This is a genomic window from Enterobacter cloacae complex sp. 2022EL-00788 (assembly GCF_026627565.1).
In the GTDB taxonomy this organism is placed as follows: domain Bacteria; phylum Pseudomonadota; class Gammaproteobacteria; order Enterobacterales; family Enterobacteriaceae; genus Enterobacter; species Enterobacter pasteurii.
In genome coordinates this window covers 12,616-32,325 of record NZ_JAPNMC010000008.1, presented here as the reverse complement: position 1 = coordinate 32,325, position 19,710 = coordinate 12,616, and the positions used below count along the sequence as shown (strand labels likewise).

Below are 19,710 nucleotides of genomic sequence, written 5' to 3'. Positions count from 1 at the left end.
TGCTTTAAAATCAATGCATTAAAAACTGGCACGCTTTATGAATAACTCCGCGCATAACCGTTATGCCGGAGAAGCAGATGAACCGTTTTATTATGGCCGATGCCAGTAAATGCATTGGTTGCCGCACCTGTGAGGTTGCGTGCGTGGTGTCCCATCAGGCAGAGCAGGACTGCGCCGCTCTGACCCCCGACACGTTCCTGCCGCGTATTCACGTTATTAAGGGCGTGAATATTTCAACCGCCGCCATTTGCCGTCAGTGTGAAGATGCGCCCTGCGCCAACGTCTGTCCAAACGGGGCAATTAAGCGTGAAAAAGGCTTTGTGCACGTGATGCAGGAGCGCTGCATCGGGTGCAAAACCTGCGTGGTGGCGTGTCCGTATGGCGCGATGGAGGTGGTGGTCCGCCCGGTGGTGCGCAACAGCGGTATCGGGCTGAGCGTGCGCGCGGAGAAAGCCGAAGCCAATAAATGTGACCTGTGCTATCACCGCGACGCCGGTCCGGCATGTATGGAAGCCTGCCCGACGCACGCGCTGGTGTGCGTGGATCGCGACAAGCTCGAACAGATGAGTGCCGAAAAACGCCGCCGCGCGGCCTTCGACACTTCGTCATCGCTGCTGTTTTAAGCCGCAATGAGCGTTAACGGCGTTCAGCTTCGGGTGCGCGGCAAAGTGCAGGGCGTGGGGTTTCGCCCCTTCGTCTGGCAGCTTGCGCACCGGCTGAAGCTGGCAGGCGACGTGTGCAACGACGGAGAGGGTGTCCTGGTGCGTCTCGCGGGTAGTGGGGGTGACTTTACCGCAAGGCTGCGCCAGGACTGTCCACCGCTGGCCCGCATCGATTGCATCGACGTGCAGCCGTTCATCTGGGCAGCGGAGCCGGTTTCGTTCGTCATTCGCCACAGCGAGGGCGGGACGATGGACACGCAAATCGTCCCGGATGCCGCTACCTGTCCCGCCTGCCTGGCGGAGATGCGCGACCGCCGCGAGCGACGCTATCGCTACCCGTTTATCAACTGCACCCACTGCGGCCCGCGTTACACCATCATTCGCGCGATGCCCTATGACCGTCCGGCGACCGCGATGGCGGGCTTTCCGCTGTGCGCGCCGTGTGAAGCGGAGTACCGCAGCCCGGCCGATCGCCGCTTTCACGCCCAGCCGGTGGCCTGCCCGGACTGTGGGCCGCAGCTGGAGTGGCGAGCCGGTGACGCTATTGCCACCCGCGAACCGGCGTTAAGCGCGGCGGTGGAGAGGCTGAAAAACGGCGGCATCGTGGCGGTTAAAGGGCTGGGTGGGTTTCACCTGGCCTGCGACGCGCTTAACCCCACGGCGATAATGACCTTGCGGGCACGCAAGCAGCGCCCGGCGAAGCCGCTGGCGGTGATGATCCCCGATGCGGATGGCCTGCCGGAGGCGATACGGACGCTGTTACGCTCGGCCGCTGCGCCGATCGTGTTGACGCCAAAAGCCTGCCTTCCCGCGTTTCCGGAGGAGATTGCGCCGGGGCTGGATACGATCGGCGTGATGCTGCCCGCTAACCCGCTTCAGCATTTGCTGATGATGGACTGCGGGCGCCCGCTGGTGATGACCTCCGCTAACCTCAGCGGCCGTCCGCCCGCCATCACCAACCGCCAGGCGCTGGAGGCGCTCGGCGACATTGCCGACGGCGTTCTGCTGCACAACCGCGACATTCTGCAGCGGATGGATGATTCGGTGATGGATCGGGAGGGCGCAGTCCTGCGCCGCGCGCGCGGGTTTGTGCCGGATGCCATCACGCTTCCCGCCGGGTTCAGCGAGAGCCCTGCCATGCTATGCACCGGTGCGGACATGAAAAATACCTTCTGCCTGGTACGCGGAGATCGCGCGGTGCTGAGCCAGCATTTTGGCAACCTCAGCGACGACGGCGTAGACGCCCAGTGGCGCACGGCGCTGTCGCTGATGCAGAAAATCTACGCTTTTCAGCCGGAGCGCGTGGTGTGCGATGCGCACCCGGGGTATCGCGCCCGCCGGTGGGCGCAGGAGCAGGCGCTGCCCGTTGAAACCGTGCTGCATCATCACGCCCACGCCGCGGCGTGCATGGCGGAAAATAACTGGCCGCTCGACGGCGGGGACGTTATCGCCCTGACGCTGGACGGGATCGGCATGGGCGAGAGCGGCGCGCTGTGGGGCGGCGAGTGCCTGCGGGTCAACTATCTCGACTGCGAACGGCTCGGCGGCCTGCCCGCCGTCGCGCTGCCGGGCGGCGATCTGGCAGCGAAACAGCCGTGGCGCAATTTACTCGCCCACTGCCTGGCGTTCGTGCCCGACTGGCAGCAGTACCCGGAAACCGGTGCCGTACAGCGTGAGAACTGGCCGCTGCTGGCAGCGGCCGTGACGCGCGGTATCAACGCGCCGCTGGCGTCGTCCTGCGGTCGCCTGTTTGACGCGGTCGCCTGCGCGCTGGACATAAACGCACAGCGCTATGAAGGCGAAGCGGCATGCAGGCTGGAGGCGCTGGCCGCCCGGTGCGCGGGCGTCGACCATCCGGTGACGCTGGAAGCGGATAACCTTGCCGGTTTCTGGCAGCAGTGGCTGGCCTGGCGGGCGGAACCCTGCGAGCGCGCGTGGGCCTTTCACGACGCGCTGGCAAAAGGGCTGAGCAAGCTGGCGGCAACGCATGCCCGCCGTCTCTCCCTCTCTGCGGTGTGCTTCAGCGGGGGCGTCCTGCACAACCGTCTGCTTCGCGCGCGCTTTCGCTATTACCTTTCTGATTTCACGCTTCTGTTTCCTTCGCGCCTGCCCGCAGGTGACGGCGCGATTGCCTTCGGGCAGGCGGTGGTTGCTGCCGCCCGGTCATGTTCACAAAGGACTTAAAATGTTACGACTTCTACGCAATGAACCGCGCGCAGCGTGCCTGCTGCTGGCTCTGGTAATGGCTAATCTGCTGGCATGGGGGCTGGCGTGGCGCACCTTTAGCGGCAGTACGGCGCTGATGGCCGCCAGCCTGCTGGCCTGGTGTTACGGGCTGCGCCATGCGGTGGATGCTGACCACATCGCGGCCATTGATACCGTGACGCGTAAGATGATGCAGCAGGGCAAACGCCCGTCCGGGGTGGGCGCGTGGTTTTCCCTCGGACATTCCACCATCGTGGTGCTGGCGTCCATCGCTATTGCCGCCACCGCCACGGCGTTTCAGAAGAATATGGCCTGGCTTCACGAAACCGGCAGCCTGATTGGCACCGCGGTATCCGCCACCTTCCTGCTGGCGATGGCGCTGGTGAATATGGTGATCCTGCGCGGCGTGTGGCGCAGTTTCCGGGCGCTGAAAAACGGCAGGCCGGTGCGGGGGGACGTCACGCTTCCTGCGCAGGGTGGCGTGATGAACTGGCTGTTTGGCAAAACCTTCCGCCTCGTCAACAAAAGCTGGCAGATGTATCTGGTCGGCTTCCTGTTTGGCCTCGGATTTGACACCGCCACCGAGATTGGCGTGCTGGGGATCTCCGCCGCCAGCGCCTCCAGCGGTATGTCGGTATGGTCAATCATGATTTTCCCGGCGCTCTTCGCCAGCGGCATGGCGCTGGTGGATACGCTCGATAACCTGCTGATGGTTGGCGCGTACGGCTGGGCGTTCAACAAGCCGCAGCGCAAGCTGTACTACAACATGACTATCACCGGCACCTCGGTAGTGGTGGCGCTGTTTATCGGCGGGCTGGAAGCGCTGGGTCTGCTGATGGACAAATTTGGCCTCAGCGGCGGCGCGTGGGATCTGATTGGCGCGGTAAACGACAATCTTGGCGATGCCGGATTTGTGGTGGTCGAGCTGTTTGTCGCCTGCTGGCTGATCTCTATGGCCAACTACCGCTGGCGCGGCTATGACGCGCTGGTGGTGCGTTCCTGACTCAGGCTGGTGCCATAAAAAAAGCCCCAGGACATCGGGGCTGCGGACAATATAATCCAAAGGTTAAGTAAGCGTGGCAGAGAGGGTCAGGCAGGTAACGATTTCAGCAGCGCGAAGGCCTCCTTCATTCTGTCTTCGCTGACGACAAAGGCGCGCATCTGGCCGTCAGCATCCGTACCGCGCGCCACCATGCCCTGAGGCTCAATGGCGATCTGCCAGTTCAGATCCTGACGCTGCGTTTCGCCCGCGAGATGCAGCGGTAGCTCCGGCGTTTTTACCTTCACCAGCATGGCGGGTAATTTCACCGGCGCACTGCCCCCGAGCAGGTTTTTCGCCAGGAACATGGCGCTTAGCTGAATCGGCTGCAGGAAAGGCAGCACCTGGCCGTTAATTTCCGCGCAGTCGCCCAGGGCATAAATGTCCGGCTGCGTGGTTTGCAGGTAGCTGTCTACCTTCACGCCGCGGTTTACTTCGGCCCCGGCGCGATGCGCCAGCGCGGTTTCCGGGCGCAGACCCGTCGCCGCAATAACCACATCCACCTCAACGCTGCGGTTGCGGTCAAGCGTCGCGCGAATACCGCCTTCGGTTTTGCTCAGGCCCTGCAGCTGCGATTTCAGCAGCAGATGGACGCCCATGTCGGTCAGACGATGCTGTAAGCGACTGCTTACTTCTGCCGGCATCAGCGCCGACAGAATGCTGGCCGCGTGGTCAACCAGGGTGACGGATTTACCCGCCCGACAGAAGTCCATCGCAAGCTCGGTGCCAATCAGCCCGCCGCCGACAATCATCACCCTGGCGGCATCGCGCAGCAGGGTTTCGCTGGCCTGATACTCCTGCTGGCTGTTGAGCGTGACCATCAGCTCGCGGCCCTCAACCGGCGGCACAAACGCAGATGCCCCCGTCGCCAGCACCAGCCTGTCGTACTGCCAGGTTTTATCCTTCGCCTTCACCACGCGGGCGTCAGCGTCGATATCGGTCACCCAGGTGTACGGAAACAGACGCAGGTTATACTGTTCCGCGAACTCCCCCGCCGTCTGGCGGGTGAGATCTTCGGCGCGCTGGTTCTGGCTGATGACGTGGCTCAGATCGGGCTTGTTGTATTCGTCCATGCTGTCGGCGGCGATCACCGTCAGCGGCACGCTAGCGTCCTGTTTGCGGATATTTTTCACCAGCTGGCGGGCGGCAAAGCCCGAGCCGATGATGACGATACCGTTGCTCATTTTGCCTCCGTTGCCAGTTCGTCAAAGACGTCTTTTCCGAGGGAACATTCAGGGCAGAGGAAGTTGTCCGGAACCTCGCTCCACGGCGTGCCCGGCGCGACATCCTGCAACGGCTCGCCCAGTTCAGGATCGTAAATCCACTGGCAGACGCTGCACTGCATGCGTGGGCCGAGATCGGCGCTGGCTGCCCCGGCACAGGCTTGCGGCTGTTCGGCGGGCTGGGCTGCAACCTCAGGAAGCGGTGCGAGCGCCCACTGGCGGGCAATGTCGCGGCCATGCTGACGGCAGACTTCCAGCGCGTCGAGATCCGGGCGCCATTTCGCCTTCAGGCTCATGGACATCTCAAAACCGGCGTCCTGTAAACGGGTGGAGAGACGGTCTACCGCGCCACCGCTCCAGCCGTGTGAACCAAAGGCGCTGGCGCGTTTGTTACGGAAGCGCAGGCCGGTCATCTCTTCCACCAGGCCGGCAATTTTCGGCATCATCACGTTGTTCATGGTGGAGGTCCCCACCAGCACGCCTTTAGAGCGGAAGACGTTGGTCAGGATTTCGTTTTTATCGCTGCGCGCCACGTTGAAGATTTTCACCGCCACGTTCGGGTCGACTTCGTTAATCCCCTGGGCAATCGCGTCCGCCATCATGCGGGTGTTGTTGGACATGGTGTCGTAGAAGATTGTGATACGGTCTTCCTGATAATCCGCGGCCCATTTCAGGTACAGCTCAACGATCTGGGTTGGGTTTTCACGCCACACCACCCCGTGGGAGGTGGCAATCATGTCCACCGGCAGGTTGAAGCCGAGGATCTCGGTGATTTTTGGCGTTACCAGGCGGCTGAACGGCGTCAGGATGTTGGCGTAGTAGCGCTGGCACTGTTCGAACAGCTCGGCCTGATCCACTTCATCGTTGAACAGGCGTTCGTCGCAGTAGTGCTGGCCGAAGGCGTCGTTGCTGAACAGCACCGCGTCGCCGGTCATGTAGGTCATCATGCTGTCCGGCCAGTGGAGCATCGGGGTTTCCACGAAGATCAGCTGTTTGCCGTTGCCGATATCCAGCGTGTCGCCGGTTTTTACGGTGTGGAAGTTCCACTCCGGATGGTGGTGGTGGCCGTTGATGGAGTCAATGGCGTTGGTGGTGCAGTAGATCGGGGTGTCCGGGATGTAAGACATCAGCTCGGTCAGCGCCCCGGCGTGATCCTCTTCCGCGTGGTTGATGATGATGTAGTCGATATCGTTCAGGTTGATTTCGCTGCGCAGGTTCTGCACGAACTCGCGGCTGAATTTGTGGTCGACGGTATCGATGAGGACGTTTTTACCTTCACGGATGAGATAGCTGTTGTAGCTGCTGCCGCGCAGCGTTTTATATTCCGTACCGTGGAAATCACGTACTTCCCAGTCACGTTGACCAACCCAATGAATGTTATTTTTAACCAGAATAGACATAGCAACCTCAGCGTAATACAGCGTTTTCAAATAAGATGCTGTACCTATATCAAGTTGCGTGCCAACTTTTTAAATTATTGATAATAATGAAAATATAAATTTATGACCCCTAATAGGTAGTCATTATGACTATCTAAAAAGCTGTCAATATGACACTATGTATTGTCAAAATGACTGTGAGGCAGACATGAGCTTTTCCGTAGACGTGCTGGCGAAGATCGCCATTGAACTGCAAACCGGTATCGGCCATCAGGACCGCTTTCAGCGGCTGATCTCTACGCTGCGCCACGTGCTGGCGTGCGATGCGTCAGCGCTGCTGCGTTATGAGGGGCGGCAGTTTATTCCGCTGGCTATCGACGGGCTGGCGCAGGACGTGCTCGGGCGACGCTTTACGCTGGAAGGCCATCCGCGTCTGGAGACTATCGCCCGCGCGGGTGACGTCGTGCGGTTTCCGGCGGACAGCGATCTGCCCGATCCGTACGACGGGCTTATTCCCGGACAGGAGAGCCTGAAGGTACACGCCTGCATCGGCCTTCCGCTCTTCGCCGGGCAGAACCTGATTGGCGCGCTCACCCTCGATGGCATGTCGCCGGACCAGTTTGATACGTTCAGCGACGAAGAGCTGCGCCTCATTGCCGCGCTGGCGGCCGGTGCGCTGAACAACGCCCTGCTGATAGAGCAGCTGGAGAGCCAGAATATCCTTCCCGGCAGCCCGACGGCGTTCGGCGAGGTGGCGCACACGGAGATGATCGGCCTTTCGCCGGGCATGGAGCAGCTAAAAAAAGAGATTGAGATAGTCGCCGCGTCCGACCTGAACGTGCTGATCTTCGGGGAAACCGGTACCGGTAAAGAGCTGGTGGCGAAAGCCATCCATGAGGCTTCGCCGCGGGCAGTGAACCCGCTGGTGTACCTCAACTGCGCGGCCCTGCCTGAAAGCGTGGCGGAGAGCGAGCTGTTCGGCCACGTCAAAGGGGCGTTTACCGGGGCGATCAGCAACCGCAGCGGCAAGTTTGAAATGGCCGATAACGGCACGCTGTTCCTGGACGAAATTGGCGAACTCTCCCTTTCGCTACAGGCCAAGCTGCTGCGGGTGTTGCAGTACGGCGACATCCAGCGCGTGGGCGATGACCGCAGCCATCGGGTGGACGTGCGCGTGCTGGCAGCGACCAACCGGGATCTGCGCGAGGAGGTGCTGGCGGGCAATTTCCGCGCTGACCTGTTCCACCGCCTGAGCGTGTTTCCGCTCTCCGTGCCGCCGCTGCGCGAGCGGGGGGACGACGTGGTGCTGCTGGCGGGCTTTTTCTGCGAGCAGTGTCGGCTCAAAATGGGGCTTTCCCGGGTGGTGCTCAGCCCCGGCGCGAGGTCGCACCTGCTGAGCTACGGCTGGCCGGGCAACGTGCGCGAGCTGGAACATGCGATTCACCGTGCGGTCGTGCTGGCGCGGGCGACGCGTTCGGGGGATGAGGTGGTTATTCATGCGCGGCATTTTGCGCTGCATGAGGAAAGTGCGCCGATCGTGAAGCCGGCTGCGCCTGAGTGCGCCAGCGAAAACCTGCGCGAGGCGACGGAAGCATTTCAGCGTCAGATGATTACCCGCGCGCTGGAGCAGAATAACCGCAGCTGGGCGGCGTGCGCGCGGGCGCTGGAGATGGACGTCGCCAACCTTCACCGGCTGGCGAAACGTCTTGGGCTGAAGGGTTAAATAATCCCCGCCTGGTAGAAATCCTGCAGGTTGATGGCGCCGCACAGCCTGCCGTGCTCGTCCACCACCGGGGCGGCGGTGATTTTGCGCTTCATCAGCACCTCTTTGGCTTCAATGGCGCGGCTGTCGGCATTCAGCGTCAGCCCGCCTCTGGTCATCGCCTCTGAGACCAGCGCCTCAAGACCGCCGCCGCCCACCAGCCAGCGACGCAGGTCGCCGTCGGTGAATACCCCCTTCACCAGGCTGTCGTTATCGCACACCGCAACCAGCCCCAGCCCGGTGCGGCTCAGCTCCAGCATCGCGTCCATCACGCTGGTGTCGAGTTTAACCTGCGGAATGGCATCGTCCGTGCGCATCAGGTGGTGAACCTTGTTGAGCAGGCGTGCCCCAAGCGCCCCGGCCGGATGCGAACGGGCAAAGTCTTCTTCATTAAAGCCGCGCGCCTGCATCACCGCCATCGCCAGCGCGTCGCCCATCATCAGCGTGTTGACGGTGCTGGAGGTCGGAGCCAGATGCATCGGGCAGGCCTCGCGCTCAACGGAGATATCCAGCGTGGCCCTGGCGGCCAGCGCCAGCGGCGAGCGGGATTTTCCGGTCATCGCCAGCAGCGCAACCGATTTTTCCTTGAGACGTGGAATAATGAGATCCAGCTCTTTGGCCGAGCCGGAGTAGGAGATAAACAGCATCACGTCGCGGCTTTCGATCATCCCCAGATCGCCGTGCAGCGCTTCGGCAGGGTGAACGAAGAATGCCGGGGTGCCGGTACTGGCAAGCGTCGCCGCAATCTTCTTGCCGATATGGCCGGATTTACCAATGCCCGCCACAATCACTTTGCCTTCGCAGTGGATAATGGTGTTGGCCGCGCGGACAAAATCCTCGCCCAGACGTTCCGGCAGGCGGCTGGCCTCCTGTAGCTCCAGCATCAGCGTCTGGCGGCCCGTTTCTAACAGAAAATCACTCATCTCTCTCTCCGGTTACGATCACGTCGATGCCTTTCTCTTCCAGCGCTTTTTTAAACGCCGGGTCGATACCCGCGTCGGTAATCAGCTTGTCGACGCTTTCCAGGCTACAGACAATGTTGGGGCTTTTACGGCCAAACTTCGACGAGTCCGCCATTAAAATGACCTCCCGCGCGGCGTTACACATCGCTTTGCTGACGCTGAACACCTCGTTGAAGGTGGTCACGCCCGCATTCAGGTCAATGCCGTCGGTGCCCATAAACAGCTTATCGAAGCTGAAGTGGTCGAAGGCGTTCTCCGCCAGCTGGCCGTGAAACGACGCCGATTTCTTACGGAAGGTACCGCCGGGCATCAGGATGGTCTGCTCGCTGTCGAACTCCGACAGGGCATTGACGATGTGCAGGCTGTTGGTCATCACCGTGATGTTGTTAAAGCGGCTGAGCAGCGGGATCATCTGCAGGACGGTGCTGCCCGCGTCGAGGATGATGGAATCACCGTCGTGAATGAATTTCACCGCCGCTTCGGCAATCAGCGCTTTCTGGTGGGTGTTAATCAGCGTTTTGTGATCGATAGGCGGGTCGGCTTCATCCTTGTTAAGCACCACGCCGCCGTAGGTACGAATGACGGCGCCGGAGTTTTCGAGCAACACCAGATCCTTGCGTATTGTCGTGCCGGTGGTGTCAAAGTAGTGGGCCAGCTCTTCTACCGAGCACTTTCCCTGCTTTTGCAGATGCTCAAGAATGGCCGCCTGCCGCTGACGAGGTTTCATAGGCGCTTCGTTCCTTACGTTGCGAAATGATAATTTCGCAAGTCTGTAACTTTCACAACGAAATTATCCATGTTTCAGATTAAGCGCTAATGATAGTGCATTCTGACAGAGCGAATCATGGGGAAAGATCACATCAGGTTGTAATTCATGCAGCGCAATACCGTTGATTGCCTGAATTTTCGCCGGACGGGCAAACACCGTCATGCCGCGCATGATGAGGGAGTCGCACACCCGATCGTGTTCATCCAGCGCAACGGCAACCACCACGCGCGGCTTGAAGCGGCCGCCGGAGCGCCCGACGCCCACGCGGCCCTTCTGGCACAGGGCGTCAAACGCGCGGTTAAACTGATGAATTTGCCAGCCGCCAAACGCCATCTGGCAGAGCCAGGCGAGGGCGGCGACGGTGATTAATGCGGTTACCATATTAGCTCCTTATTTTTCCTCACCCCTCACCCTAACCCTCTCCCCACAGGGGAGAGGGGACAAAACACACCCTCTCCCCTGTGGGGAGAGGGCCGGGGTGAGGGGAAAACAAACCGCTCGATCAGAACATCACCTGCCCGCCGGTGACGTTAATCGACTGCCCGGTGCAGTACGAGGCCTTCGGGCTGGCGTAAAACAGCAGCATGTTCAGCACGTCCTGATAGTCGCACCCGCGCTTCAGCGGCACTTTATCGATGTAGTACTGCTCCACTTCCTCAGCTTTAATTCCGAGCTTGGTGGCGTACTGCGGCAGCAGGGACTGGAACATCGGCGACTTCAGCAGGTTGCCCAGCATCAGCGAGTGAACGGTAATCCCGTATTCGGCCAGATCCAGCGCCAGGGACTGCGTCAGCCCCACGCCGCCAAACTTCGCCGCGCTGTAGCCGGAGTTATGCTTGCTGCCCACTTTCCCGGATTTCGAGTTGATCTGAATGATGCGCCCCTGAATGCCGTCGCGGATCATCAGGCGGGAAAACTCGCGGGCGCAGAGGAAATAGCCCACCAGATTCACCTGCAGCGAGCGGTCAAAGTCCCCCAGCTCGAAATCGCTGATGAACGCCGCTTTCGCTATCCCCGCGCTGTAGACCAGCAGGTCGGTACGGCCAAAAATCTCGTCCACGCCGCGGGCGAGGGCCATCACGCTCTGCTCGCTGGTGGCGTCTGCGCCAAACCCGTACGCCATCCCTTCGCCATACTCGGTGTTGATGGCGTCCGCCACGCGGGCGGCTTTTTCACTCTGAATATCCACTACCGCCACGCGGTAACCCTCAGCGGCAAGTCCACGGCAGAGGAACTCGCCTAAGGTTTGTCCCCCACCAATGACAACGGCAACCTGACTCATGTGACTCTCCTTAATTACGCAACAAATTTTAACGTGCAGCCTGGGGTAACAGCCTGCGGAACCGGGCCATCAACGTGCACCGTGCCGGGATATTCCGCCTGCGGCTGGCCGTCGAAGCGCAGGGTGATGTGGCCCAGCTCGCGCAGGTTCTGCTCGGCCACGTCGCCGACGGCGGTCACGGCATAGCGCGCCTCGCCCAGTTCAAGCTGACTTCCTGCCTTCAGCTCGCCGTTCAGCTCGCCGTGGCAGTGGATAAAACAAAACTCTTCGATATCCGCCGGTGCCCCTTCGCGGAAGGTGATCAGCATCTGGTCGCTGAGCGCATCCGCTGCGCTCTGGCCGATGCGGGTAATCGTGGTCTGGTAAATAACGGTCATCGCAGGAACCTCTTATTGATAAATAAAGCCGGAGACAAACCAGGCAATCAGCACCGTCGGCGCGCCCGTCAGGAAGCGGCTGACCAGCACGGACGGCACGCCCACGCGCACGGTCTCCTGACGCGCTTCGGCCAGCGACAGCCCGACGGGGATAAAGTCGCACGCCGCCTGGGCGTTAATGGCAAACAGGGCGGGCAGGGCGAGGTGCGGGGGAATGTTGCCCAGGCCAATCTGCACGCCAATCAGCACGCCGATGACTTGGGCAATCACCGCGCCCGGGCCAAGAAACGGCGACAGCAGCGGGAAGGAGCAGATCAGCGCCAGCGTCACCAGCCCGAGCGGGTGGCTGGCGAGCGGGGCAAGGCCGTGGGCAATCCAGTCCCCCAGGCCGGACGCCATGATGATGCCGATCAGCGCCGAGACGAAGGCCATAAACGGCAGAATGGTTTTCAGCACCGTGTCGATGGTGTCGCGCCCGGACTGGAACAGCACCGCCACGGCGGACCCCATCCCCATCCCAACCTTCGCCAGCAGGCCGTCGCTCTGCTCGGTGATCTTCTTGCTGGTGTCGTACTCGCGCGGTGTCGCTTTTTGCGGCGCGGGAGTGCCATTCACCAGAGTGATGTTTTCCTCCTTCACGCCCGAGACATAAATATCTTCAAGGATGTACTGCGCCAGCGGGCCCGATTTCCCGGTGGAGTGAATATTCACCGTAGGAATGCGGCGCTTTGGGTAGATGCCGCAGCGCAGGGTGCCGCCGCAGTCGATGACCGCCACGCCGATTTCCGCTTCCGGCGGCTCGCCCTCCCTGAAGCCGTCGACCGCTTCCCAGCCGGTGAGTTCGCGCAGCCTGTCGACGATCGCCGGGCGCGTGCCCGCGGTGATGTAGACGATCTTTTTGCCTGCGGCGGCGTCGAACTCCAGCGGGCCGCCCCAGCCGCCCGTGCCTTTCTCAATGCGGATCCGGTTCATGCTGTCGCTCCTGAAAGGTGAACTTTTTGTTCAAGCTGGATGCCCATTTTTCTCTCGAAAAGGGTGGTGGTCAGGTCCGTTACCCAGCCGCGGAAGAAGTTAGTCACCAGGCCAACCAGCAGGTAGCTCACCGCCAGCGGGCCGAGCGGCAGGCCAAGGGTGGTGAGGCCGCTGGCTATCCCGAGGTAAACAAACAGCTCGCCGGGGTTAATGTGCGGAAACAGGCCGTTCATGGAATGGCAGCTGTAGGAGGCGGCGGCGTAGTAGCTCGGCTTGTACTTCTCCGGCATAAAGCGGCCAAGGCTTAAGGTCATCGGGTTGCAGAAAACAAAGGTGCCGATGAAGGGCAGTATCAGGTAGCGGGACAGCGGGTTTCCGGCACAGCGCTGGGCGAAGCGTTCAATGCGCTGCTGGCCGATAAAGTTAATCAGCGCGTTCATGATCACCAGCAGGCTGATCAGCAGGGGCAGGATCCCGGTCACCATGCCGGTGAACACCTCGCCCCCTTTCTGGAACAGCCCGATGAACCACTCGGCACCGTGGGTGATGGTTTCTATCATTCTTCTCTCCTGTAAGGCTTTTTTGTTTTGTATAACTGGGGCTAATAATAATCATTTTGAAAGGTTTTAAAGTGTTATTTAGATCTCACAATGAAAGAAAAATAGATTATTTTGAAAGTTTATTGATGCGGTGAATTGTTTTCGGCAGAAAAAAGCGCTGATTTACGTTGGGAAGGTGCGTACCGCTTCCTTGAGGAGTCGGGGATGCTTTACCATACTGGGTTCTTACCGGACTCGTTAAATGGATGCCACATGTTCAAGCGTCGTTATGCAGCGCTGTTGCCTGCGCTTATTCTCCTGTCTGCCTGTAGTAGCAAACCTAAGACCGAAGCCGCTCAGCAAACGGCGGGCGCGCCTTCTGGCGGGTTCCTGCTGGAGCCACAGCACAATATGATGCAGATGGGCGGCGACTTCGCGAATAATCCTGCGGCCGAACAGTTCATCGATAAAATGGTGAGCAAGCACGGTTTTGACCGCCAGCAGCTGCATGCCATTTTGTCCCAGGCGAAGCGTCTGGACTACGTGCTGCGCCTGATGGACCGCCAGGCACCGACGGCCCAGGTGCCGACCGGGCCAAACGGCGCGTGGCTGCGCTACCGTAAACAGTTTATTACCCCGGACAACGTGCAGAATGGCGTGGCGTTCTGGAACCAGTATGAAGATGCGCTCAACCGCGCGTGGCAGGTCTACGGCGTGCCGCCGGAAATCATTGTCGGGATCATCGGCGTGGAAACCCGCTGGGGACGCGTGATGGGCAAAACCCGCATTCTTGATGCGCTGGCGACGCTCTCCTTCAATTACCCGCGCCGCGCCGAGTATTTCTCGTCTGAACTGGAAACGTTCCTGCTGATGGCGCGAGACGAACAGGACGATCCGCTGGATCTGAAAGGCTCGTTCGCCGGTGCCATGGGCTACGGCCAGTTTATGCCGTCTTCCTATAAGCAGTACGCGGTTGATTTTAACGGCGATGGACACATTAACCTGTGGGATCCTGAGGATGCCATCGGCAGCGTGGCTAACTACTTCAAAGCACACGGCTGGACGCCGGGCGGCCAGGTGGCGGTGCAGGCGAACGGCGAGGCGTTTGGTCTGGCAAACGGATTCAAAACCAAATACAGCGTTGCGCAGCTTGCAGCGGCAGGCCTAACGCCGACGCAGCCGCTGGGTAACGTTGACCAGGTAAGCCTGCTGCGTCTGGACGTGGGGACCGGTTATCAGTACTGGTTCGGCCTGCCGAACTTCTACACCATCACCCGCTACAACCACAGCACGCACTATGCGATGGCCGTGTGGCAGCTGGGCCTGGCGGTATCGCAGGCGCGTGTGCCGGCGGCGTCACCGTTCAGTCAGTAATTGCCTTCTCCGCAGCCGGTGCGCCCGCACCGGCTATTTTCTGAAGCCCCCTCGTAAAACCTGAAGCGCGTCCCCATATCTGACGAGAAAGTGCTATCTTGTGCTGCATGTTTTCTACGGCCTGGAGCGATAATGACTGACCATGAATTGATGCAGCTTAGCGAAGTGGTAGGGCTGGCGCTGAAGCAGCGTGGCGCGACCATCACCACCGCAGAATCCTGCACCGGCGGCTGGGTGGCGAAGGCGATTACCGATATTGCCGGCAGTTCCGCCTGGTTTGAACGCGGGTTTGTAACCTACAGTAACGAGGCTAAAGCGCAGATGATCGGCGTGCGTGAAGCCACGCTTGAACAGCATGGCGCGGTCAGCGAGCCGGTGGTGATTGAGATGGCCATCGGTGCGCTCAAAGCGGCGCGGGCAGATTACGCAGTTTCCATCAGCGGCATCGCGGGGCCGGACGGCGGCAGCGACGTGAAGCCTGTCGGCACCGTCTGGTTTGGCTTTGCCACCTCTCAAGGTGAAGGGATCACCCGCCGGGAATGCTTCAGCGGCGACCGCGAAAGCGTGCGTCGTCAGGCCACCGTTTATGCTTTAAAAACGCTCTGGCAACATTTTCTACAAAAGACTTGATACTGTATGACTATACAGTATAATTGCCTCAACAGAACAGAAGTCCATGGTGAAGCGCAGTTGCTTCTCCCGGCATGACAGGAGTAATAATGGCTATCGACGAAAACAAACAGAAAGCGTTGGCGGCAGCACTGGGCCAGATCGAAAAGCAATTCGGTAAAGGCTCCATCATGCGCCTGGGTGAAGACCGTTCCATGGACGTGGAAACCATCTCCACCGGTTCGCTTTCTCTTGATATCGCACTGGGCGCTGGCGGTTTGCCGATGGGCCGTATCGTAGAAATCTACGGTCCGGAATCCTCAGGTAAAACGACCCTGACGCTGCAGGTCGTTGCGGCGGCACAGCGTGAAGGTAAAACCTGTGCGTTTATCGATGCCGAGCACGCGCTGGACCCAGTCTATGCCCGTAAACTGGGCGTTGATATTGACAACCTGCTGTGTTCTCAGCCGGACACCGGCGAGCAGGCACTGGAAATTTGTGACGCGCTGGCGCGCTCCGGTGCGGTTGACGTGATCATCGTCGACTCCGTTGCTGCGCTGACGCCAAAAGCGGAAATCGAAGGTGAAATCGGTGACTCTCACATGGGCCTCGCGGCACGTATGATGAGCCAGGCGATGCGTAAGCTGGCGGGTAACCTGAAGCAGTCCAATACGCTGCTGATCTTCATCAACCAGATCCGTATGAAAATTGGTGTGATGTTCGGTAACCCGGAAACCACCACCGGTGGTAACGCACTGAAATTCTACGCCTCTGTCCGTCTGGATATCCGCCGTATCGGTGCGGTGAAAGAGGGCGAGAACGTGGTGGGTAGCGAAACCCGCGTGAAGGTTGTGAAGAACAAAATCGCAGCACCGTTCAAACAGGCTGAGTTCCAGATCCTCTACGGCGAAGGCATCAACTTCCTCGGCGAGCTGGTTGACCTGGGCGTGAAAGAGAAGCTGATTGAAAAAGCGGGCGCATGGTACAGCTACAACGGCGACAAGATTGGTCAGGGTAAAGCGAATGCTATCTCCTGGCTGAAAGAGAACCCGGCTGCGGCGAAAGAGATCGAGAAGAAGGTGCGTGAGCTTCTGCTGAACAACCAGGACTCTAAACCTGATTTCGTGGTTGACGGCGCGGATGCTGAAGAAACCAACGAAGACTTTTAATCCTCTCGGATAAAAATGAAGGGCTGCTGATGCGGCCCTTTTTGCATTTCTGAATCGACAGGTTTTTTATGAGTGAACCAACATCGCGCCGACCCGCCTACTCGCGCCTGCTGGACCGGGCTGTGCGTATTCTCGCCGTGCGCGACCATAGCGAGCAGGAGCTGCGGCGGAAACTGTCAGCGCCCGTCATGAGCAAAAACGGGCCGGAAGCGATTGATGCCACCGCGGAAGATTACGACCGCGTGATTGCCTGGTGCTACGAGCATCAATATCTTGATGATGGCCGTTTTGCCTCACGCTTTCTCGCCAGCCGTGGCCGCAAAGGCTACGGCCCGGCGCGTATCCGCCAGGAGCTGAACCAGAAAGGCGTTGCCCGTGAAGCCATTGAAAAAGCCATGCGTGAAAGTGACATCGACTGGTGCGAACTGGCGCGGGAGCAGGCGGTACGAAAGTACGGTGAGCCGCTGCCGCGTGAATTTTCGGAAAAGGTTAAAATCCAGCGCTTTTTGCTCTACCGGGGCTTTCTGATGGAAGATATTCAGGATATCTGGCGTAATTTTACCGATTGAACGCATGCGGGATTTTACTTCCCACTAAAGAAAACTTATCTTATTCCCACTTTTTCCAGTAGCTGGTCCGTCCAACTGTTTTCAGATACAGATCTGCTGCGACATTTCGTTAGCTTGATTTCAGGATAATTATGAGCAAGAGCACCGCTGAGATCCGTCAGGCGTTTCTCGATTTTTTCCATAGTAAGGGACACCAGGTTGTTGCCAGCAGCTCCCTGGTACCGAACAATGACCCGACTCTGCTGTTTACCAACGCCGGGATGAACCAGTTCAAGGATGTGTTCCTTGGTCTCGACAAGCGTAATTATTCCCGCGCCACAACCTCACAGCGTTGCGTGCGTGCGGGCGGTAAACACAACGACCTGGAAAACGTCGGTTACACCGCGCGCCACCACACCTTCTTCGAAATGCTGGGTAACTTCAGCTTCGGCGACTACTTCAAACACGACGCCATTCAATACGCGTGGGAACTGCTGACCGGTGAAAACTGGTTCAACCTGCCGAAAGAGCGTCTGTGGGTCACCGTTTACGAGACCGATGACGAAGCGTTTGAGATCTGGGAAAAAGAAGTTGGTATCCCACGCGAACGTATCATTCGTATCGGTGACAACAAGGGCGCGCCTTACGCGTCCGACAACTTCTGGCAGATGGGTGACACCGGTCCCTGCGGCCCGTGCACCGAGATCTTCTACGATCACGGCGACCATATCTGGGGCGGCCCTCCGGGCAGCGCGGAAGAAGACGGCGATCGCTACATTGAGATCTGGAACATCGTCTTCATGCAGTTCAACCGTCAGGCTGACGGCACCATGGAGCCGCTGCCAAAACCGTCCGTTGATACCGGCATGGGCCTGGAGCGTATCGCGGCCGTTCTGCAACACGTCAACTCCAACTATGAGATTGACCTGTTCAGCACCCTGATCAAAGCCGTTGCCGACGTGACGGGCGCAACCGATCTGAACAACAAATCTCTGCGCGTGATTGCGGACCATATTCGTTCCTGCGCGTTCCTGATTGCCGACGGCGTTATCCCGTCGAATGAAAACCGCGGCTACGTGCTGCGTCGTATCATTCGCCGCGCGATCCGTCACGGCAACATGCTGGGCGCTAAGGACACCTTCTTCTATAAGCTCGTTGGGCCACTGATTGGCGTAATGGGTTCTGCCGGCGACGAGCTGAAGCGCCAGCAGGCGCAGGTAGAGCAGGTTCTGAAAACCGAAGAAGAGCAGTTTGCCCGTACGCTGGAGCGCGGGCTTGCGCTGCTGGACGACGAGCTGGCAAAACTGAAGGGCGACACGCTGGACGGCGAAACCGCTTTCCGCCTGTACGACACCTACGGCTTCCCGGTTGACCTGACGGCTGACGTTTGCCGCGAGCGTAACATCAAGGTTGACGAAGCCGGCTTTGAAGCCGCAATGGAAGAGCAGCGTCGCCGCGCGCGTGAATCCAGCGGTTTTGGCGCGGACTACAACGCGATGATCCGCGTGGACAGCGCGTCTGAATTCAAAGGTTACGAAGAGCTGGCGCTGACCAGCAACGTGACCGCACTGTTTGTTGACGGCAAGGCCGTAGACAGCATCAGCGCGGGCCAGGAAGCCGTGGTCATTCTGGATAAAACGCCATTCTATGCGGAATCCGGTGGTCAGGTTGGCGATAAAGGTGAACTGAAAGGCAATGGCTTCAGCTTCAGCGTGAGCGACACTCAGAAATACGGTCAGGCGATCGGTCACCAGGGCAAACTGGTTTCCGGCTCTCTGAAGGTGGGTGAGGGCGTTCAGGCTAACGTTGATGAAGCCCGTCGCGCGCGCATTCGTCTGAACCACTCTGCAACCCACCTGATGCACGCAGCCCTGCGCGAAGTGCTGGGTACCCACGTTGCACAGAAAGGTTCTCTGGTTAATGACAAAATGCTGCGCTTCGACTTCTCGCATTTTGAAGCGATGAAGCCGTCTGAAATCCGCGCGGTGGAAGACCTGGTGAACGCGCAGATCCGCCGTAACCTGCCGATCGAAACCCATGTGATGGATCTCGAGGCGGCGAAGAAAGCGGGTGCGATGGCGCTGTTCGGCGAGAAATATGACGATCGCGTGCGCGTACTGAGCATGGGCGACTTCTCTACCGAGCTGTGCGGCGGTACTCACGCTTCTCGCACCGGCGATATCGGCCTGTTCCGCATCGTTTCTGAATCGGGTACTGCTGCGGGCGTTCGTCGTATCGAAGCGGTCACCGGCGAAGGCGCAATCGCCAGCCTGCACGCGCAGAGCGACCAGCTGCACGACATCGCGCAGTTGCTGAAGGGCGATAGCCAGAACCTGAGCGAAAAAGTGCGCGTTGCGCTGGATCGTACCCGTCAGCTGGAAAAAGAGCTTCAGCAGCTTAAAGAGCAGGCTGCGGCGCAGGAGAGTGCGAACCTCTCCAGCAAAGCGGTAGACATTAAGGGCGTTAAACTGCTGGTCAGCGATCTGGCGGGCGTTGAGCCTAAGATGCTGCGCACGATGGTCGACGATCTGAAGAACCAGCTTGGTTCAACGGTTATCGTGCTGGCGACGGTCGCAGAGGGTAAGGTTTCTCTGATTGCGGGGGTCTCTAAAGACGTAACTGACCGCGTTAAAGCAGGGGAACTGATTGGCATGGTCGCCCAGCAAGTGGGTGGTAAAGGTGGCGGTCGTCCGGACATGGCACAAGCCGGTGGTACGGATGCGGCGGCACTTCCCGCGGCATTAGCCAGCGTTGAAAGCTGGGTAAGCGCGAAACTGTAATAACTACAAAGCACAAGCAGACGCCATAGCGGTAACGTTATGGCGTCTTGCTCACTGCG

18 protein-coding genes are annotated in these 19,710 nt (G+C 59.6%); 9 read left to right on the top strand and 9 right to left on the bottom strand.

The window, feature by feature from the left end; genetic code table 11:
- The first annotated feature begins 77 nt into the window (after positions 1-77).
- From hydN to OWK27_RS13960, 3 genes are read left to right on the top strand one after another with little or no spacing between them, the layout of a single operon-like run.
- Complete coding sequence (gene hydN, locus OWK27_RS13970; RefSeq protein WP_063869411.1) at positions 78-623, top strand: electron transport protein HydN; 546 nt, start codon at positions 78-80, stop codon at positions 621-623.
- A gap of 6 nt (positions 624-629) precedes the next feature.
- Positions 630-2,846 (top strand): carbamoyltransferase HypF, encoded by a 2,217-nt coding sequence (gene hypF / locus OWK27_RS13965; RefSeq protein ID WP_267590611.1) that lies wholly within the window; start codon positions 630-632, stop codon positions 2,844-2,846.
- Between the two features lies 1 nt (position 2,847).
- Positions 2,848-3,870: a HoxN/HupN/NixA family nickel/cobalt transporter gene (locus tag OWK27_RS13960; RefSeq protein ID WP_267590610.1), complete on the top strand. Its 1,023-nt coding sequence runs from the start codon at positions 2,848-2,850 to the stop codon at positions 3,868-3,870.
- Positions 3,871-3,956: 86 nt separating this feature from the next.
- Here OWK27_RS13960 and norW read toward each other — a convergent pair whose 3' ends face one another.
- Both norW and norV read right to left on the bottom strand, forming a co-directional pair.
- The gene (norW, locus tag OWK27_RS13955; protein ID WP_148421312.1) at positions 3,957-5,090 is read right to left on the bottom strand and encodes an NADH:flavorubredoxin reductase NorW; all 1,134 of its coding nucleotides are present in this window, start codon (positions 5,088-5,090) and stop codon (positions 3,957-3,959) included.
- Positions 5,087-6,529: an anaerobic nitric oxide reductase flavorubredoxin gene (gene norV / locus OWK27_RS13950; RefSeq protein WP_267590609.1), complete on the bottom strand. Its 1,443-nt coding sequence runs from the start codon at positions 6,527-6,529 to the stop codon at positions 5,087-5,089. Before norV ends, norW begins: the two co-directional genes overlap by 4 nt.
- Before the next feature lie 187 nt (positions 6,530-6,716).
- Between norV and norR the strand changes: the two genes are divergently transcribed.
- Positions 6,717-8,231, top strand: coding sequence for a nitric oxide reductase transcriptional regulator NorR (norR, locus tag OWK27_RS13945; RefSeq protein WP_267590608.1), 1,515 nt, complete (start codon positions 6,717-6,719; stop codon positions 8,229-8,231).
- Here norR and gutQ read toward each other — a convergent pair.
- The 7 genes from gutQ to srlA form a co-directional block, all read right to left on the bottom strand.
- Positions 8,228-9,193 (bottom strand): arabinose-5-phosphate isomerase GutQ, encoded by a 966-nt coding sequence (gene gutQ / locus OWK27_RS13940; RefSeq protein WP_267590607.1) that lies wholly within the window; start codon positions 9,191-9,193, stop codon positions 8,228-8,230. The genes norR and gutQ overlap by 4 nt on opposite strands.
- Positions 9,186-9,959 carry a glucitol operon DNA-binding transcriptional repressor SrlR gene (srlR, locus tag OWK27_RS13935; RefSeq protein WP_148421320.1) on the bottom strand — a complete coding sequence of 258 codons (774 nt, stop codon included), beginning with the start codon at positions 9,957-9,959 and terminating at the stop codon, positions 9,186-9,188. Before srlR ends, gutQ begins: the two co-directional genes overlap by 8 nt.
- 63 nt (positions 9,960-10,022) lie before the next feature.
- Positions 10,023-10,382 carry a transcriptional regulator GutM gene (gene gutM, locus OWK27_RS13930; RefSeq protein ID WP_148421322.1) on the bottom strand — a complete coding sequence of 120 codons (360 nt, stop codon included), beginning with the start codon at positions 10,380-10,382 and terminating at the stop codon, positions 10,023-10,025.
- Positions 10,383-10,503: 121 nt separating this feature from the next.
- Positions 10,504-11,283, bottom strand: coding sequence for a sorbitol-6-phosphate dehydrogenase (srlD, locus tag OWK27_RS13925; RefSeq protein ID WP_148421334.1), 780 nt, complete (start codon positions 11,281-11,283; stop codon positions 10,504-10,506).
- Positions 11,284-11,297: 14 nt separating this feature from the next.
- Positions 11,298-11,660 (bottom strand): PTS glucitol/sorbitol transporter subunit IIA, encoded by a 363-nt coding sequence (srlB, locus tag OWK27_RS13920; RefSeq protein ID WP_148421336.1) that lies wholly within the window; start codon positions 11,658-11,660, stop codon positions 11,298-11,300.
- A 12-nt stretch (positions 11,661-11,672) separates the two neighbouring features.
- Complete coding sequence (gene srlE, locus OWK27_RS13915) at positions 11,673-12,632, bottom strand: PTS glucitol/sorbitol transporter subunit IIB (RefSeq protein ID WP_252004299.1); 960 nt, start codon at positions 12,630-12,632, stop codon at positions 11,673-11,675.
- Entirely contained in the window at positions 12,629-13,192 is a 564-nt protein-coding gene (gene srlA, locus OWK27_RS13910; protein WP_148421340.1) for a PTS glucitol/sorbitol transporter subunit IIC, read from the bottom strand. Before srlA ends, srlE begins: the two co-directional genes overlap by 4 nt.
- A gap of 252 nt (positions 13,193-13,444) precedes the next feature.
- Between srlA and mltB the strand changes: the two genes are divergently transcribed.
- The 5 genes from mltB (at position 13,445) to alaS (ending at position 19,651) form a co-directional block, all read left to right on the top strand.
- Complete coding sequence (mltB, locus tag OWK27_RS13905) at positions 13,445-14,545, top strand: lytic murein transglycosylase B (RefSeq protein WP_176609643.1); 1,101 nt, start codon at positions 13,445-13,447, stop codon at positions 14,543-14,545.
- A gap of 132 nt (positions 14,546-14,677) precedes the next feature.
- Positions 14,678-15,175 (top strand): nicotinamide-nucleotide amidase, encoded by a 498-nt coding sequence (gene pncC, locus OWK27_RS13900; RefSeq protein ID WP_148421345.1) that lies wholly within the window; start codon positions 14,678-14,680, stop codon positions 15,173-15,175.
- An 89-nt stretch (positions 15,176-15,264) separates the two neighbouring features.
- Entirely contained in the window at positions 15,265-16,323 is a 1,059-nt protein-coding gene (gene recA, locus OWK27_RS13895) for a recombinase RecA (RefSeq protein ID WP_176609645.1), read from the top strand.
- A 68-nt stretch (positions 16,324-16,391) separates the two neighbouring features.
- A complete protein-coding gene (gene recX / locus OWK27_RS13890; RefSeq protein WP_148421349.1) occupies positions 16,392-16,892 on the top strand; it encodes a recombination regulator RecX in 501 nt (166 codons plus the stop codon).
- Between the two features lie 131 nt (positions 16,893-17,023).
- The gene (gene alaS / locus OWK27_RS13885; protein WP_193356058.1) at positions 17,024-19,651 is read left to right on the top strand and encodes an alanine--tRNA ligase; all 2,628 of its coding nucleotides are present in this window, start codon (positions 17,024-17,026) and stop codon (positions 19,649-19,651) included.
- The last annotated feature ends 59 nt before the right edge of the window (positions 19,652-19,710 follow it).

Bases quoted from the DNA above. Each gene is read 5' to 3' on its own strand.
- hydN (WP_063869411.1), top strand. From the start codon at position 78: ATGAACCGTTTTATTATGGCCGATGCCAGTAAATGCATTGGTTGCCGC.
- hypF (WP_267590611.1), top strand. From the start codon at position 630: ATGAGCGTTAACGGCGTTCAGCTTCGGGTGCGCGGCAAAGTGCAGGGC.
- OWK27_RS13960 (WP_267590610.1), top strand. From the start codon at position 2,848: ATGTTACGACTTCTACGCAATGAACCGCGCGCAGCGTGCCTGCTGCTG.
- norW (WP_148421312.1), bottom strand. From the start codon at position 5,090: ATGAGCAACGGTATCGTCATCATCGGCTCGGGCTTTGCCGCCCGCCAG.
- norV (WP_267590609.1), bottom strand. From the start codon at position 6,529: ATGTCTATTCTGGTTAAAAATAACATTCATTGGGTTGGTCAACGTGAC.
- norR (WP_267590608.1), top strand. From the start codon at position 6,717: ATGAGCTTTTCCGTAGACGTGCTGGCGAAGATCGCCATTGAACTGCAA.
- gutQ (WP_267590607.1), bottom strand. From the start codon at position 9,193: ATGAGTGATTTTCTGTTAGAAACGGGCCGCCAGACGCTGATGCTGGAG.
- srlR (WP_148421320.1), bottom strand. From the start codon at position 9,959: ATGAAACCTCGTCAGCGGCAGGCGGCCATTCTTGAGCATCTGCAAAAG.
- gutM (WP_148421322.1), bottom strand. From the start codon at position 10,382: ATGGTAACCGCATTAATCACCGTCGCCGCCCTCGCCTGGCTCTGCCAG.
- srlD (WP_148421334.1), bottom strand. From the start codon at position 11,283: ATGAGTCAGGTTGCCGTTGTCATTGGTGGGGGACAAACCTTAGGCGAG.
- srlB (WP_148421336.1), bottom strand. From the start codon at position 11,660: ATGACCGTTATTTACCAGACCACGATTACCCGCATCGGCCAGAGCGCA.
- srlE (WP_252004299.1), bottom strand. From the start codon at position 12,632: ATGAACCGGATCCGCATTGAGAAAGGCACGGGCGGCTGGGGCGGCCCG.
- srlA (WP_148421340.1), bottom strand. From the start codon at position 13,192: ATGATAGAAACCATCACCCACGGTGCCGAGTGGTTCATCGGGCTGTTC.
- mltB (WP_176609643.1), top strand. From the start codon at position 13,445: ATGTTCAAGCGTCGTTATGCAGCGCTGTTGCCTGCGCTTATTCTCCTG.
- pncC (WP_148421345.1), top strand. From the start codon at position 14,678: ATGACTGACCATGAATTGATGCAGCTTAGCGAAGTGGTAGGGCTGGCG.
- recA (WP_176609645.1), top strand. From the start codon at position 15,265: ATGGCTATCGACGAAAACAAACAGAAAGCGTTGGCGGCAGCACTGGGC.
- recX (WP_148421349.1), top strand. From the start codon at position 16,392: ATGAGTGAACCAACATCGCGCCGACCCGCCTACTCGCGCCTGCTGGAC.
- alaS (WP_193356058.1), top strand. From the start codon at position 17,024: ATGAGCAAGAGCACCGCTGAGATCCGTCAGGCGTTTCTCGATTTTTTC.